Raw genomic sequence first — 15,036 nt, forward strand, 5'->3', positions numbered from 1 at the left:
GAAATACTCGAAGCAGTAAAATAATGTTCCATTTACTTTACGGTGATCTTTTTGCGAATAGAGAATAATTCTAGAAGAATGTTGAATAATAATCCTCTAAGAACTTATTTGTAAGCTCGTCGATTTTATCAGTACACTCTTCTTCGTTAACGATTTTTCTAAAGTGATCAAATTTCTTATTAAGAGCACTGATTCTTTCAATCTGATCGCGCATATTCAGGTAATCTTCTAATTTTTGAATAAGTTCTTCATTACCTGTTTCTAAGATTTCTAAATATTTTGACTCGCGGTTTTCAGCAGTAATAAAGTAGCCCTTATCGCAAAGCTCATTATTTAAACACATATAGCTATAAAAAGTATAACCACTTACAGAAGCAAGATCCTGCGTTACGACCATACGGGCCTTTTTAATTGCGGACTCTCTTGCAAAATTATAATCGTTAGCATCACCTTCGATAATTTTGATTTCATGAGGCATTACTTCATTAAATTCAATTGGCTTTGCAATTCTTACTTCATAGCCTTCTTCTAAGGCCCTTTTGATAAGAGAAGCAGATACTGCTGAAAGATTTAATAACTTCTCATGTCTTTCAATAGGATCAAGGGTATGAGGATAAACATTCGTTACATACCAGTGTGATCCACGATCCTCTACAGAAGCTACATCATATAACATCATAATTAATTCCTTTTAAATCTAATAGTGACATCCACAATTATTGTGACATGAACATACAGCATTACAATTACAATCAGAGTTACAAATACAATCTGCTCTAATTGTATTATAGTAATTCAATAATTCTTGTACATGTGATCTAACAATTTTTTGACCAGATTTATTCCATGTTCTTGTACCAGAAGTTCCTCCTGCACTAGGATCATCTGGAACACGAGGTCTATTATCTGCAGGTGAAACCCCATAAGGTGCAGGGGTATAATTCACAGCTAAGTCATTATTAGAAGAAAGATCATTAATCTCATTATTCATTGATGCTGCTGCGGCATTTGTAATTCTAGCACCTACACCAAATGACGAGGAAGGCGTTCCCGGATTATAATAAGGGTGAGCACGATAACGTGCTAACTGTGTTGCTATATTATTCCTCAATGTAGTTATGTGAGAACTTAATATTTTACTACCTGCTGCAACACCTGAACTTAAAGTAACGCCTAGGTTTGATGTACAAACACCTCGGTGCCCTGAACAAGTAGCTGTTCCTGTATTGTGAAAGGTACAGTGTCCACCACTACATGCCATTTGTGACCTCCTTTTCAATATACTCTTCTGTAGTCATTACACCAACAGAGTATATATGCTTCTGTACAGCTCGATCAATCTCACCAAAAGTTTTAAAGAAACCACATAATTCGTTAACCCAATTATCAGTCCATTTTTCAAAGAAGTCTGTTTTTTCACTCTTCTCGTGACTTGCCACAGGACAAATCATACAAGTAGTTGCAACACAATCCTGACAATCTTTGTGAATCTTCTTAAGTGGTTCTTCAAATTTTTGCGTATATGCACTTATTTTTTCAACAAATGCATCATCATTGATATCGCTATAAGCTAACTCTTCTTTATGTTTTGAATAAATTGCTCCGTGACAAGCATAGAGATTTCCACGTTGATCAATGGCGGCCATATTATAACCTGCAGAACAATGCTTGCGGTTATCTTCACCACCAAACCAAGAACATAGGTAGCGACCATTTTCTTTATAGAACTCGATTTCTCTTTTTGCTATTTTTAAAAACTCTGCCCTAAAAACCTTGATGGCATCTTTTTTCTCATCAAGAGAAAATTTTGTAATATAGTCAATCGTTGGTGAATAACTAATATTAATATCTTTTGATACCTTCCAAAGAAGCTTTTGAATGTCGTGATAATCTTCCCAACATGAATAAAGATTCTCCATACTATCAATAGGAAGAGTTGCCTTCATACTTACGTTAATCCCAAGATTAGCAAGTTCATAAAGGTTATTGATAACATGATTACTCGAAGGCTTTTTATTCTTCATTAAACGATAGCTGTCATTAACGGCACGGCCATCATACGAAACCTGTACATGAAGTTTGCTTGTATCAACATTTTCAATAATCTTTCTCATATTGTGAATATTGAAAGCATTAGTATAAAGGTGAAAGTCAACATTATCGTGGTCACGATAATTGTTCATCAACTCAATAATGAAATTAGGGTTAAGAGTTGGCTCTCCACCCCAAAGAGATATGTTTAAACCATCATATTTTTCTTGGAACCAATTTTTATCCGCAAGGATACTATCAATTCTTTTAAAGATAACAGGAAGCTCATTATCAAGACGAGCCTTATCGACTTTTTCACCTTCGAAACAATAAGTACAATTTAAGTCACAAAGTGCCGACGTTGTAATTTCTAAAGTAAAGAAATTCTTTGCATATCTTTTTTTAGCTTTTGCTGGATTTTCAAAATTATAAGCGACCATTATTCTATCTCCACGTTAAGGATTTCATCTAGAATTCCGTCCAACTTTTCATCTGATACTTTCTCAACTTCTGGCTTTATCATTGAAAGAATTTCATCTGCTTCGAGCATTAGCCTTTCACCATATTCTGGTGAAATTGGCATCAAATGTTTACCCGCTTCAAATAAATGTTCAGCCGCCAAAAACATACTGCGATTTAGAGCTTTAAGATTCATACACTTCTCTTTTCAAGATTCTAGTAAAATATTCATTAGACCTAATTTCAGAAATCATGCGTTGTATTTCCTTATAAAAATGGCGATACATTATGCAAATATTTTCAATAGGTCCTTCGTTCTTAATGTTCTCATATAAACAACCTTTTCTACAGAATTTTTTTACACTACAGCTCTCACAAGCGGCCATATTCTTATATTCTGGGATTTTTAAATAAAGGTCGTCATCTTTGAAGCGATTACAGGCAATTAGCTTATCTTCTGAAAAAGATAAATGAGTGTCTCCTGCTCCGCAATAATCAATCGTTATATCTTTGGCCGTATAGCGAAGAATGTGTCTTAAGTAAGTGAGAATTATTTGTGGCATCTCGACATCATCAACATTTTCAATATACCAATCAACAAGCTCACTAAATCCTTTGTTTACATCATTTGCACTCTCATAGGTCCAAACATCAACATCTCTAATGAGAGTAAGATCAGGATTTAGATTTAAAACTTTTTTGATAAAGAGATGATTCTCAAGAAGATTACTATTTCCTGCATAAATCATGGTGTGACAGCTTAAATCATTAAGTTGTTTAATAAGCGGAAGCTTCTTTTCATATAAGTAACTTGTTGCGCGATTATCATGCTGTTTACGATTGATATCTTGCCATAGTCCATCATATGAAAGAGAAACTCGAATGTTATTTTCATTTAAAAAATCGACTTTCTCTTGATCTAATAGCAGACCGTTCGTTGGCATATAGAATTGAATATTATCTTCATTTTTTAATTCTTCAGTTACTCGAACAATCTTATCCCAATGAAGAAGAGGTTCGCCACCGTAGAAATCAACCTGAATTAACTCATCAGGATTTTCAGCGCGAACCTTCTTATATGATTCAAAAAATAAATCTGTATTGATTGATTTCTTGGAAAGCTTATCAACATTGCAGTAACTACAACTTAAGTTACAAGCTTCCGAAAAAGCAATTGATAAGACTATCATAGTAGACCTTTTATTACTTAACTTTTACCCAATGACGGCCATCAACTTGAATCTCAATATTACCATCACCGAATGTATCTTTGTGTTCTTTTTTCTTATAAATAGCAACTAATCTTTCAGGATAATCACGTTTCTCTTCAAGAGACATTTCCGTTAAGTTTCCATTTTCATCATTTGTTAATGGTGTTCCACACGGGTACTCATCGTCAACATAAGCAAGAACCCAACCACCAATGGCTATAGGGACTTCAAGACCTGCATTACCTTTTCCAACACCAAAACCAAAAGTATCTGACGCAATACCAATAACACTTAATTGGCATCTTTCAGAGCATATACGTGCACCTTCAATAGTATCGTAATAACACTTTCCAGGGATTAATTCATCATTAAGAAGCTGATAATCTGCAACATCATTCCAAACAGCATTCCATACTCTGGCACCTCTTACATCACCTGTTGCTGTAATAGAGCCACCATTTGTGATATTTCCACCTGCATTAATATTTGAACCTACACTTAAGTTACGAGCAGCACGAATATCCAATCTTGCAACTAAGTGATTGTAAGCAACAAAACTTCCACCTGAATAGAAAAGGTCTGGTCCAGCTAAATTAGCTGTCGAAAATGTCGCCGTATTAAAATTTGTTAACGTACCATTTCTTAAAGTCATAACCGTATCCTCTAATAAATAATTTTCTGTATTTTTATAAATCTATTATATAATAGTATCATGAAACGAAGAAATTTTATTTTATCTACAATTTTCTCGCTATTTACCTACAAATCAATTGTACACGCATTTTCGCGTTCTAAAGTAATTGACTCAGGTAACATCCTAATTTCCAATGGTTTTGGTACATGTGTAACTTTAAAATCAGGAATGAATTATAAACTTCCTGAAAATCCAACAAGCGTAAAATCTTGTATTCACTTTAAAGTAGTAAAAAGCAAACTATCGCAAACACCAACTGTAACTAGTAATAAACATATGATTGCCAATAATACGGGCCAATTTGTTATTGATAAGAATGTAGATCTTGATAAGTCACGTTTTTTTACACTTCAGTATATTAACGAGAAGATTGGCTGGATTCTTTTTTCTTAGGAAAGCAAAAAATTAAGCCTAGAAGAATTATATTTGATACAAACTCAATCTTCATAACTGCAACAGTCAGTAAATGAAAGGCAATTATTAACAGCGCCCAAATGTATAAAGCCGACTTTTTCCTAAAGTATAAGATTAGACCACTCAGTTCTAAGGAAACGATAAGTAATCCAAAAATAAAGAATATAAACGTTGGTACTTGATCTAAAACTGGCCAGCTATAACCAATACTAGAATTATAATTATATATAATTTTATGTAAGCCATTTAAATGAAGATAGCCTTGTCCTTCGGAAAAGAAACTTGTTAGAGAATAAAAAACCTTCCAAAATCCAGACATAAAATATACTAGAACAGTTAGAAGTTTAGATAAATTTAGAACATCATAACTTGGATCTTTATTATTATTTTCAAAAATCAGAATTATCGAAATATAAAGCCATAAGAATAAATCGTGGTCGATATCAGCACCATTTGTCATTCCTATTATTAAAAAGAGTAATATTGAATAGAGAATACGAAAATATTTTCGACAACAATCACTTATGGCCCCAAATGTAGAGATAGTCCATAAGCATAAAATTGGAAAAAGAAAACTTACTGGAAGAAATGAAGATATCCAATTTGTTTGTTTTTGAGATGGAAAACTCTCATATAAAAACATGCTGATAATTGAAAATGTCATTAAGTAGAATATCTGAGAGAAACTACTAATCATTTAATTAGTCCTCGACACACTAAAGAGATTCCAACTAAAAAATGGATAAATATTTCCACGATAACCAAATATTTCGCAAATGATTGAAATCGAAATAAAGGCCGAAACAATTATGACTTCAATCTTTTTCACTAGGCGATTACCTCAAAGAAATCAGGAAACGACTTCTCGACACAATCCTTATTTTCAAGATTTCCACCGCCGTTAACCAATTGGTAGAGGTAAGAAACCATAACCATACGATGATCACGAGGTGGTACAATATCAACAATTCGTCCATCTGGCTTGGTTCCTATAATCTCTAGAAAATCTTCTGCTTCATTATAGTGATGTTCGATATCGTAAAGTTCCATTAAGTCCATTACAGCACTTAAGCGATCTGATTCTTTATGAATTAAGACTTCAACACTTCTAATAATTGTTGCTCCATTAGCATATGAAGCAAGGAAACATAATGTCGGTATAAGATCCGGACAATCACGACAATCGATCTCAAATCCATTTAGATTATCCATTCCATTAAAGAGTAAACCATTTGATGTGAAGTCAAATTGACCTCCAAGCTCCTCAAGTAAACCAATAAACTTACTATCTGCTTGAAAACGGTCGATACCTTTACAATTTTCAACGAGCACAGGGCCAGTTAAACACCCATAAGCTAATGGATAACCAAGAGAACTAAAGTCCACAGGAACCTCAAAGACTTGCTCACCATTTTTAAATCGTTCAATTAAATTTAGAGTCATGTCCCAATATGGGCGACTCGTTGTTAAGTTAACTGGCTCAACATCAATATCACGTGGAGATAAGGCCATAGCAAGACCTGTAGCAAACTGCGTTGATCGACTACAGTCAACTTCATAGACTCCTCTAGAAATACTTATTGGACCTTGGATTTGAAACCATGTTTTTTCATCACGTGTTACAACTGCATCAAGATCATCTAAGACACTTACTAATTCATCCATGGGTCTTTCAAACATTTTTTCACTTGGAATAAGGCTATACTTATTTTTTCCAAGTGCAAGAAGTGGAATAATAAAACGATTTGTCGTTCCACCATCACCGGAGTAAAGTTCGACCACATCTTCCGTCTCGATCTCACACTCTGGAAATGATCCACGAATAATAATTCCATCTTCTGCTTTTTCAATTGTAAGGCCAATACTTTCTAGGCAGCTTAGCATATTAACAACGTCTGTTGATTCAGGCATGTTAATGAGTTGAATGTCTTGCGAATATATTGCTGCAAGCACAAGAGCTCTATTGGCAAAAGATTTTGACGAAGGTACTTTTATTTTCTTTATATAACTCTTAGATGAGCCTGCACCGTTTGCATAGGCCAATAAGTGTTGTCTAATATCATCTAAAGATACCGTTTGAATTGATGGAGAACCAATACCATTTGGTAGTATCACCTCAATTGTATTACGACTTATTATCTTTTTATCTTTTGCGATGAATTCCATCATTTCATCAACTGGAAGTGAATCCTCCCAGGGACACATCAAGGCATCCAGCCCAAAAATACTTGAGAATTGATTTAAGAATTGGCTTTCTTCATCTCTGTGAAAAATATTAAAAATTAACTTAAGGCCCCAATAAACAGCTACACCATGTGGAAGTTCATAAACCTTTTCAATTGCATGACCTAAAGTGTGACCTAAGTTTAATACTTTTCTTATTCCACCTTCTTTGAAATCTTGCTCAACAATTTCTTGCTTATACTTTGCACAACGAAGTGTGATTTCATCAAAGCTTGCTTCATTATTAATCAAATTAAAAACTTGCTCATCAAGAAAGTAGTATTTTGCCAATTCTCCCAGACCCGAAATAAAGTCGTCTTCCGCAAGTGTTTCCAAAAATTTTGCACAGATATAAACTTTCTCTGGAAGATGGAAAGCACCAATTAGGTTTTTTCCGTATTTTGAATTAACTGCAACTTTTCCACCGATACTTGCATCAATCATTGATAGAAGTGTCGTTGGAATAACACTCCACTTAATTCCACGAAGCAATAATGAAGCAACTAGGCCCGCAAAATCAGAACATGCGCCACCGCCAATAGCAACAAGATGAGCTCCACGATGTACACCCTTTTCAATAAAGAACTCACATGCCCTTTCTACTTCAGAGACATTCTTGCAATCTTCACCAGCAGGTGCAATATAGATTTCAATCCCCTCTCGAACATCGATGAGATCAAGATATAGACTATTAATATTAGAATCGAGCACAACGAGAATTCGATCAGAGTCAATCTCATTTAGGATTTTATTAACATCATTAATTTCATCAAATAACTTTATTTCTGACAAATTATACCTCGTACGCCTTCTGTCTTAGAAAATGATCGGCCAATACTACCCTAACCATTGACTCTACGACAACAACAGCTCTTGGTAGAATACAAGGATCATGACGTCCCTCTTTAGCATTTGCTCCAACAGTCGATGTTGGCTTGAAAGTTAAATCAAGATTGATCATTTCACCATTACTAATTCCGCCCTCGATTCCACCAAAGTTAGCACTATTAGAGCTTACTTCTTGTCCACTCATATCGGCCATCTTAGAACCTGCACCAAAAGAGAATGCGACACAAGCTCCAATTGAAAGAACAGCTTTTGCAAGATCAGCTTTTAATTTATCAAAAGCTGGCTCACCTAGACCAACTGGACAATTTTCAATATTTACTGAAATTCGACCACCAATTGAGTCTCCTTTCGCCTTTAAATCTATTAAATACTTTTCAATTTCAGCATCTTTCGATGGATCACCAAAGTTATATGTTCCAAGATTCTGTGGAAAACTTTTAATTATATTTTCACATTCAAATGGACCTAATTTTGAAATAAAAGTATTAACCTTAACCTGTGGTAGAACTAGACTTGCAAAATACCCTGCAACAACACGGGCAACAGTTTCGCGTCCACTACTACGTCCTCCACCGCGGTGATCGCGAATACCATACTTTAAATCGTAAGTGCGATCAGCATGACCTGGGCGGTAGTTATCCTTTAATTTTTCGTAATCTTTACTTCTTTGATTTGTATTGCGAATAATAACGGCGATTGGAGTCCCTAAAGTTTTTCCCTCAAACACTCCAGAAAGAACTTCCGCTTGATCAGGCTCTTTTCTTGCAGTCACACCCTTTGAGCGTCCTGGTGCCCTCTTATCTAACATTTTTTGTAGATCTTCTAAATTAAAATCAAGTCCACTTGGAACACCATCTAAAACGACTCCAAGGGCCGGGCCATGTGACTCACCAAACGTGGTCATAGAAAACATTTTTCCGAATATACTTCCGCGCATTACAACTCCTGTTTCCCTATTATCGCCTCAAATAAACAAATATTCCAATCGCGACTGCTAGGTAAATATGTTATTAATTACAAATGGAAAACTTAAAATATCTAAAAGATGTCATGGATTTAGAAAAAGTCATTGAGGGCCTAGAGTCCGCGACAGACGAAGAGTTGAAAAGAATTGATTTTTTAAATAAACAACTAGACAACAAAACAGAGTTAAATGATCAACTTAGTGTGCAACTTACTGAAACAAAAGCAAGTTTAAGTTCTCTTGAGAAAGAACTCTTTGATACAGACAAGAAGCTAGATCAGGCAAAACAGAATTTAAGTTCTGTTACTAGCTCTCAACAAGAAGAGGCCATCCAAAAAACTATATCTTCCCTAGAAGAAGATTCAAATCAAAAGCAAGATACTATTTTAGAGCTACTTGAGAAAATTGAGGAAATTGAAACTGAAATTTCTAATACACAAGAGTTTATTAAAGGTGTTAACGAGACCATTTCAGAAATTAACGAAGAAGTTACACAAATAAAATTAAGAAATGACTCTAAAGTAAATGATCTCAATAAACAAATCGATGGCCTCCTAGACGAGGTAGGTATTCGTGCAAAAGACCTATACCTTAAAGCAAAAGTTAAAAATCATCACAGTGCTGCGACATTTCTTCAGGGAAACAGCTGTGGAAGTTGTCGTTTAACTTATTCTGCAGGTGAATGTAGTGAGTTTAATAGTGGAAAAGATTTAATTCTATGCCGAGGGTGTGGAAGATTGATTCTCCCTAGCACCCTGCGAACATTATAATTTTTTATTGAAAGTAATTACCAAGCTTTCCATAGATATCAAGTAAGCTAAAATATAACTTTTGGCGACGGCTGATATACTCAACAAATTTATTCTCTGTACTAATAAGTCTTTCTTCAGCTGAGATGACATTATCAAAGTCAGCACGCCCTCTTGAATAGAGCTTATTATACTCCTTAACTGATAGAGTCGCTAACTTGTGTCTCTTTAGAACTAAATCAATTGTCTTATCAATAAGACGAATCGTATTTTTAAGAGCTTCTAGCTGATTCTTTGTTCGAATTTTAGCTAGTCTATGTTGATACTCTGTATTTAGCTTATTAATTTTCGCTTCTTTTAAATTATTCTTTTCAACAGTCATACCAAGTGGGATCACAATCTGTAGACCAACTTCGGTAGCGTCATTATCAGAACCAAATGTACCATCACTAAATACATTCCCACTACCTGCTACAGTATAACTATTTGTCTTATATGCACCACTAAGCTCGATTGTTGGAAATACTGAGTTATCGTACTTTTCAATTGCACTTTCCAAAGCCTCTAGCTTCTTATTCAATGCTTGAATTGTCAGGTTAGAATCAATCTCTCCATCAGTAATTGGCTCCATTTTGATTTTTTCGATTTTATATAAATCTATATCTCTAAATGAATGGGCCCTCTCTAGTTTACTTTCTAATGACTTCTTGTAAGTTTCAAGTTGTGACTCAAGCTCTGCATGTTCCTCTCCAACAGAGTTCACAGAAGCTTGTGCAGAATAAAGATCTACTCTTTCCTTAAGTCCATCTCTAACTTGCTTTTGAACAAACTTGAGTCTCTTTTCAGCACGTTTCATCGCTTCATCTTTAAGCTGAATTAAAGTCTTTGTTTTCTTATAGTCATAATATGTTTCAATTAAGCCAAGAACATTTTGAGAAACTTCGGCATCGAATGCATACTTAGAAGAATAAACATTTTTTTCGGCAATTTTGATATCAGCATCGTCATTACGTCCAAAGAAGTTCTTTCCTAGATCCTGAGTATATGAAACTTCTTGGTTATAACCTTCATATTCAGTCCCACCACTAAAATCAATATAAGATCCAGTAATAGAAAACTTTCCACCCCAAACATTTTCTTTCGATAGTTCAACTCCAGAGTTGAATGCTTTGTATGTGTTAACAAGATTCGGATTATTCGGGTTTGATATCAGTCCAACATCATCATGTTGAGCAAGAACACCTAAAGTCCATGGCCTCTTATCACCAGACTCAAGTTCTAGAGTAAGTTTTGAGAGTTCAAAGTTATAGCTAGCTTCTTTTACTTCTGTTGAATCTTTTAAATATTCACGTACATAATTTTTTAGATTTGCACTTGCTGAAAATGACACAAGAGCCAATAAAATATATTTCATCAATTCTCCAAGGCGATTGGCTATATAACTTATACGAATATAATTAAAAAAAGTTTTACCATACTCCCTTAGTCCATGACCAGAGGTGTAACAAGACTTTGACATTTGATGTGACATAGGGCATAAATTCGCAAAGAGTTAAGGAGACTATCGCTGGTTTATTATACTTCGGTGTAATAAACGGGAGGAAAGTCCGGGCACCATATGGCAGCTTAGCGGGTAACGCCCGTCGGTCGTGAGACTAGGACAAGTGCAACAGAAAGGAAGTACAGGGGTTTGAACTCGATTGGGGTAGCTTAGGCCGGCCAATCAGTGAGAGATTCGTCTCACCTGCTGTAGTGAAAACAGGTAAACTCTAGGCGGTGCAAGCTTGAATAGGTCGACTCATGGGGTAGCCAGCCCTTGTTGACGGGTTAAGCGCTCGAGCCAGTGGGTAACTGCTGGCCTAGACGAATGATAGTCCAATACAGGACCCGGCTTATACCTTAACTCTTTATGGGAGTGTATTGCTAACGCAATTCACTCCCTTCCTTACATTTCAAACACGGAGGCAGAATGAATTATCCTCAACCCAAAAAAATCCCACACGAAACAAAAATTCACGATCAGGTTTTAACTGACGACTACTTCTGGATGAGAAATCGCGAAGAAGATAGTGACGTTATGAAATTTCTCAATGAAGAAAATGAACTCTTCAAAAACTATCTTAGTGACTCTGAAGAACTAAAAAATACAATTTTTGAAGAATTAAAATCTCGTGAACTTCAAACATATGAAACATGTCCATATCCTCATGATGAGTACGAGTATTTTGAAAGATATGAAGAAGGTAAAGACTACCCAATTCACTTTCGTCGCCATATAGGAACAGATGAAAGACAAGTGTGCTTAGATGAGAATGAATTAGCTAAGGGACGTGACTTCCTTGATGTTGGTGCATTTGAAATTTCTCCATGCCATCGTTACTTAATCTACACGATTGATGACAATGGTGATGAGTTATACGATCTATATATTAAAGACTTATCAACAAATGAAATCATTAAAGAAGGTCCTAAGAAAATTAACAGCGGCCCTGTGTGGTTTAACGATTCAAAGCACTACGCCTATATTGAAATGGATGAAAATATGCGTCCATTTAAAGTTCACGTTACTGATATAAATAATTCATTTGATAAAGTTATTTATACTGAAGAGTCTGGTGAATACTTCCTTACTGTTGAAGAAACAATGGATCACAGGTTCTTACTAATCAATGCGGGTGGATCTTCAAATAATTCAATCTCATATTTGAAAGCTGATGCGAGTGATCTAAACCCTATTGAAATCTTCCCTAAAGAAGACAAGATTGAATATACAGTTGAAGCAGATGGGAACGATTTCTTAGTTCTAACAAATAAGTTTAGCGAAAACTTCTCAGTTCTAAGAACTCCAATTACAAACCCTGATTACGCGACTGCTTCCGTTGAAGTTGAAGGAAGTCCTGAGAGATATCTTACAAATATTAATGTATTTAAAGATTTCAAAGTTGTAAGCTTTCGCGAAAAAGGACTAAATCACTTTCTTGTTATCGATGGAGATGAGAGAAGAGAAATTACTTTTCCAGAAGATGCTTATCATGCAGGCGGTGGTAATAACGCAAATTTTGATACAAATGTATATCGTTACAACTACAGCTCACCAACGACTCCGAGTACCACTTTTGACTACAATGTAGAAACAGGTGAATCAACGCATATTCATCAAGTTGAAGTTCCTGGCTTTGATCATGAAAATTATGTTGTCGAGAGAAAATTTATCCCTTCTCACGATGGAGTCCTCGTTCCAATGACAATCATTAGAGCAAAGACAACTAAGATTGGTGATCCTAACAAGTGTCTTCTTTACGGATATGGATCATATTCAATTTCAATTCATCCATGGTTTAACCGCAATAATATCTCACTCCTTGATCGTGGCTTCGTTTACGCTATTGGGCATATTCGTGGGAGTTCTACAATGGGACGTGCATGGTATGAGAATGGAAAATTTCTAAAGAAGCAAAACACATTTAAAGATTTTTACTCTTGTGTAAAGTATCTGATTAACGAGGGATATACTGCAAAAGGTAAAATCGGAATTATGGGGGGAAGTGCTGGCGGAATGCTTGTTGGTGCAACAATTAACCTCGACACAGAAAACCTCATTGGTGCAGCTTGCGCAGATGTTCCATTTGTCGACGTTCTAAACACAATGCTTGATGATAGTCTTCCCCTAACTCAGCTTGAGTATGAAGAGTGGGGAAATCCAAATGATAAGGAATACTTTGATTATATCAAGTCATATTGTCCGTATTCAAATGTACAAAATAGAGACTACCCAGCAGTACTTGCAATTGCTGGCCTAAATGACCCTCGCGTTACTTATTGGGAACCAATGAAGTGGACTTATAAACTACGTGATAATGCAACAGATTCGCGAGTTAAGCTTCTTTGGACAAATATGGATGCGGGACATGCCGGTGCTTCAGGAAGGTTTGAATCTTTCAAAGAATTTGCCGATATTTACACTTTTTTCATTAAAGAATTAGAATAATTTTTTAAGGTCTTGGGGAGAAATCCCCAGGACTTTTGTCATCTTGGTCTTCTTGATTTCTTTTGACCAAATAAATCCTAGTATTTCATCATCGTCTAAAATTAACTTCATCTCCCCTTCTCCAAGTCCAGGTCGAGTACACACTTCATTTGAATGAGGCTGTTTTGAATAATCATAAACTCTGATCCAACCATCAGTTAGAATTTCTCTAATAATTGCAATGTGACCAGTATCACCACTAAATGGAATGGTATTCTTTCGCCAAAGAATTAAGTCACCAACAGCTAGTTCACTTAGGCGATGTTTTACAAAAGACTTGTCTTCAACAGAATCAAAGAACTCATAAACTCGTTCATATGGAATCTTTATTCCATCCGCAAGAAGAATTTCTTTAATGGCCGTGAAACAATTTACTTTCATTACAGCTTAGCAAGGGCCTTCGTTGTTGCCGTCGAAATATTTAACTTCTCATTTAGCTTATACTTTCTAAATGATCCGGAATAACTCTTCTTAAATTCGGCATGAGAAATTTCAAGAATATAATTAGTAATCTTATACTTTGTAATGGCCGTTTTATACTTCTTTAACTTCTTATAGGATAACTTTGAATCAAGCTCTGGATATTGCTTAAGTTTCTTATCTTCACTATTTAGAATAAAAGTCGGACATTCAATTTGACCAGAAAGCCACTCATCATCGGCCTTACGATATCCAAGAATAGAGTCATTTTCTTTGACAATTATTCTTAGTAAATCAAGCTCATAAGTTTTAGCAATCTTCTTCACAGGAATCTCAGGATATTCAAGTGCATCTTTTGAATTACCAGCAACACAATCTTTATGAACAGGACAACCAACACAATTTGCACTTCTTGCCTGACAATAGATTCGACCAAGATCCATTAGGGCCTCGTTGATTTCACGTCCCTTGCACTTTGCAATTTCTGGAAACTCGCCTGCTTCAAATTTTTGCTTAATAAGCTTTTGAAGCTTAGGGCCTTTGGCACCTTTTAATCCATAGATACGGCTAACAACTCTTTCAATATTTGCATCAATTGAAAGTGCGCTCTTATTTTGTCCAATACTTAAAATAGCATTGGCCGTGTACTCTCCAATTCCAGTAATAGAGATCAGGTCTTCGTACTTTGTTGGAATTTTACCATTGAAGTTTTCAACGATATCAATTGCGGCCTTTCTAAGGTTTCGTGCACGTCGATAGTAGCCAAGACCTTTCCAAGCAACGCAAATTTCTTCCTCAGTTGAAGAAGCAAGTGTTTCAATATCTGGATAAATTGAAAGGAATCTATCAAAGTGATTTTGAACTGTACCTACAGTTGTTTGTTGCAACATTATTTCAGAGACAAGTGTCTTGTACACAGTTCTATTTCTTCGCCAAGGAAGCTCTGTATAAGTATCTTTCGACCATTTAAGAAGTTTTTTAAACATGATTATTTG

At 35.4% G+C, this 15,036-nt stretch carries 15 protein-coding genes and 1 other RNA gene; 4 read left to right on the forward strand and 12 right to left on the reverse strand.

The genetic code is table 11. The features are described 5' to 3' along the window. Positions 1-70: 70 nt before the first annotated feature. The 6 genes from ABMA70_RS08010 to ABMA70_RS08035 are packed head-to-tail and all read right to left on the reverse strand — an operon-like array spanning position 71 to position 4,353. On the reverse strand, positions 71-679 hold the full coding sequence (locus ABMA70_RS08010) for a hypothetical protein (RefSeq protein ID WP_103218764.1): 609 nt from the start codon (positions 677-679) through the stop codon (positions 71-73). An 18-nt stretch (positions 680-697) separates the two neighbouring features. Further along, the gene (locus ABMA70_RS08015) at positions 698-1,261 is read right to left on the reverse strand and encodes a hypothetical protein (RefSeq protein ID WP_392990547.1); all 564 of its coding nucleotides are present in this window, start codon (positions 1,259-1,261) and stop codon (positions 698-700) included. Beyond that, positions 1,251-2,471, reverse strand: coding sequence for a radical SAM protein (locus ABMA70_RS08020; RefSeq protein ID WP_103218762.1), 1,221 nt, complete (start codon positions 2,469-2,471; stop codon positions 1,251-1,253). The genes ABMA70_RS08015 and ABMA70_RS08020 overlap by 11 nt, the downstream gene beginning before the upstream one ends. Further along, the gene (locus ABMA70_RS08025; protein WP_103218761.1) at positions 2,471-2,686 is read right to left on the reverse strand and encodes a hypothetical protein; all 216 of its coding nucleotides are present in this window, start codon (positions 2,684-2,686) and stop codon (positions 2,471-2,473) included. Before ABMA70_RS08025 ends, ABMA70_RS08020 begins: the two co-directional genes overlap by 1 nt. Beyond that, positions 2,676-3,680, reverse strand: coding sequence for a radical SAM protein (locus ABMA70_RS08030; RefSeq protein ID WP_103218760.1), 1,005 nt, complete (start codon positions 3,678-3,680; stop codon positions 2,676-2,678). Before ABMA70_RS08030 ends, ABMA70_RS08025 begins: the two co-directional genes overlap by 11 nt. 13 nt (positions 3,681-3,693) lie before the next feature. Continuing rightward, complete coding sequence (locus tag ABMA70_RS08035; RefSeq protein WP_392990544.1) at positions 3,694-4,353, reverse strand: hypothetical protein; 660 nt, start codon at positions 4,351-4,353, stop codon at positions 3,694-3,696. A gap of 60 nt (positions 4,354-4,413) precedes the next feature. Between ABMA70_RS08035 and ABMA70_RS08040 the strand changes: the two genes are divergently transcribed. Then, positions 4,414-4,788 (forward strand): hypothetical protein, encoded by a 375-nt coding sequence (locus tag ABMA70_RS08040; protein WP_392990542.1) that lies wholly within the window; start codon positions 4,414-4,416, stop codon positions 4,786-4,788. On the opposite strand, the gene ABMA70_RS08045 is transcribed toward ABMA70_RS08040, so the two are convergent. The 3 genes from ABMA70_RS08045 to aroC all read right to left on the reverse strand — a co-directional run bounded on the left by ABMA70_RS08045 (position 4,754) and on the right by aroC (position 8,818). Further along, a complete protein-coding gene (locus tag ABMA70_RS08045) occupies positions 4,754-5,473 on the reverse strand; it encodes a hypothetical protein (protein ID WP_392990540.1) in 720 nt (239 codons plus the stop codon). The two genes, ABMA70_RS08040 and ABMA70_RS08045, sit on opposite strands and share 35 nt — an antisense overlap. A 164-nt stretch (positions 5,474-5,637) precedes the next feature. Then, positions 5,638-7,824, reverse strand: a complete 2,187-nt coding sequence (locus ABMA70_RS08050) for a hypothetical protein (RefSeq protein ID WP_392990538.1) — start codon at positions 7,822-7,824, stop codon at positions 5,638-5,640. A gap of 1 nt (position 7,825) precedes the next feature. Beyond that, complete coding sequence (gene aroC, locus ABMA70_RS08055; protein ID WP_103218755.1) at positions 7,826-8,818, reverse strand: chorismate synthase; 993 nt, start codon at positions 8,816-8,818, stop codon at positions 7,826-7,828. An 83-nt stretch (positions 8,819-8,901) separates the two neighbouring features. Between aroC and ABMA70_RS08060 the strand changes: the two genes are divergently transcribed. Next, positions 8,902-9,615 carry a zinc ribbon domain-containing protein gene (locus ABMA70_RS08060; protein WP_392990536.1) on the forward strand — a complete coding sequence of 238 codons (714 nt, stop codon included), beginning with the start codon at positions 8,902-8,904 and terminating at the stop codon, positions 9,613-9,615. Positions 9,616-9,619: 4 nt separating this feature from the next. Here ABMA70_RS08060 and ABMA70_RS08065 read toward each other — a convergent pair whose 3' ends face one another. Next, entirely contained in the window at positions 9,620-11,008 is a 1,389-nt protein-coding gene (locus tag ABMA70_RS08065; protein WP_158246923.1) for a TolC family protein, read from the reverse strand. Positions 11,009-11,142: 134 nt separating this feature from the next. Between ABMA70_RS08065 and rnpB the strand changes: the two genes are divergently transcribed. Together rnpB and ABMA70_RS08075 are read left to right on the forward strand one after the other, a co-directional pair. After that, an RNA gene (gene rnpB, locus ABMA70_RS08070) (RNase P RNA component class A) lies at positions 11,143-11,505 on the forward strand. Positions 11,506-11,563: 58 nt separating this feature from the next. After that, positions 11,564-13,582, forward strand: coding sequence for a S9 family peptidase (locus ABMA70_RS08075; protein WP_392990534.1), 2,019 nt, complete (start codon positions 11,564-11,566; stop codon positions 13,580-13,582). Here the strand turns inward: ABMA70_RS08075 and ABMA70_RS08080 are convergent. Together ABMA70_RS08080 and ABMA70_RS08085 are read right to left on the reverse strand one after the other, a co-directional pair. After that, positions 13,574-14,002, reverse strand: coding sequence for a hypothetical protein (locus tag ABMA70_RS08080; protein WP_392990532.1), 429 nt, complete (start codon positions 14,000-14,002; stop codon positions 13,574-13,576). The genes ABMA70_RS08075 and ABMA70_RS08080 overlap by 9 nt on opposite strands. Beyond that, positions 14,002-15,027 (reverse strand): hypothetical protein, encoded by a 1,026-nt coding sequence (locus ABMA70_RS08085; RefSeq protein WP_392990530.1) that lies wholly within the window; start codon positions 15,025-15,027, stop codon positions 14,002-14,004. The genes ABMA70_RS08080 and ABMA70_RS08085 overlap by 1 nt, the downstream gene beginning before the upstream one ends. Positions 15,028-15,036: the final 9 nt, after the last annotated feature.

Origin of the sequence: Halobacteriovorax sp. XZX-3, from assembly GCF_043196495.1 — a bacterium.
Classification (GTDB): Bacteria; Bdellovibrionota; Bacteriovoracia; order Bacteriovoracales; family Bacteriovoracaceae; genus Halobacteriovorax_A.

Coding starts and splice junctions, on each gene's coding strand:
- ABMA70_RS08010 (WP_103218764.1), bottom strand. CDS start 679: ATGATGTTATATGATGTAGCTTCTGTAGAGGATCGTGGATCACACTGG.
- ABMA70_RS08015 (WP_392990547.1), bottom strand. CDS start 1,261: ATGGCATGTAGTGGTGGACACTGTACCTTTCACAATACAGGAACAGCT.
- ABMA70_RS08020 (WP_103218762.1), bottom strand. CDS start 2,471: ATGGTCGCTTATAATTTTGAAAATCCAGCAAAAGCTAAAAAAAGATAT.
- ABMA70_RS08025 (WP_103218761.1), bottom strand. CDS start 2,686: ATGAATCTTAAAGCTCTAAATCGCAGTATGTTTTTGGCGGCTGAACAT.
- ABMA70_RS08030 (WP_103218760.1), bottom strand. CDS start 3,680: ATGATAGTCTTATCAATTGCTTTTTCGGAAGCTTGTAACTTAAGTTGT.
- ABMA70_RS08035 (WP_392990544.1), bottom strand. CDS start 4,353: ATGACTTTAAGAAATGGTACGTTAACAAATTTTAATACGGCGACATTT.
- ABMA70_RS08040 (WP_392990542.1), top strand. CDS start 4,414: ATGAAACGAAGAAATTTTATTTTATCTACAATTTTCTCGCTATTTACC.
- ABMA70_RS08045 (WP_392990540.1), bottom strand. CDS start 5,473: ATGACATTTTCAATTATCAGCATGTTTTTATATGAGAGTTTTCCATCT.
- aroC (WP_103218755.1), bottom strand. CDS start 8,818: ATGCGCGGAAGTATATTCGGAAAAATGTTTTCTATGACCACGTTTGGT.
- ABMA70_RS08060 (WP_392990536.1), top strand. CDS start 8,902: ATGGAAAACTTAAAATATCTAAAAGATGTCATGGATTTAGAAAAAGTC.
- ABMA70_RS08065 (WP_158246923.1), bottom strand. CDS start 11,008: ATGAAATATATTTTATTGGCTCTTGTGTCATTTTCAGCAAGTGCAAAT.
- ABMA70_RS08075 (WP_392990534.1), top strand. CDS start 11,564: ATGAATTATCCTCAACCCAAAAAAATCCCACACGAAACAAAAATTCAC.
- ABMA70_RS08080 (WP_392990532.1), bottom strand. CDS start 14,002: ATGAAAGTAAATTGTTTCACGGCCATTAAAGAAATTCTTCTTGCGGAT.
- ABMA70_RS08085 (WP_392990530.1), bottom strand. CDS start 15,027: ATGTTTAAAAAACTTCTTAAATGGTCGAAAGATACTTATACAGAGCTT.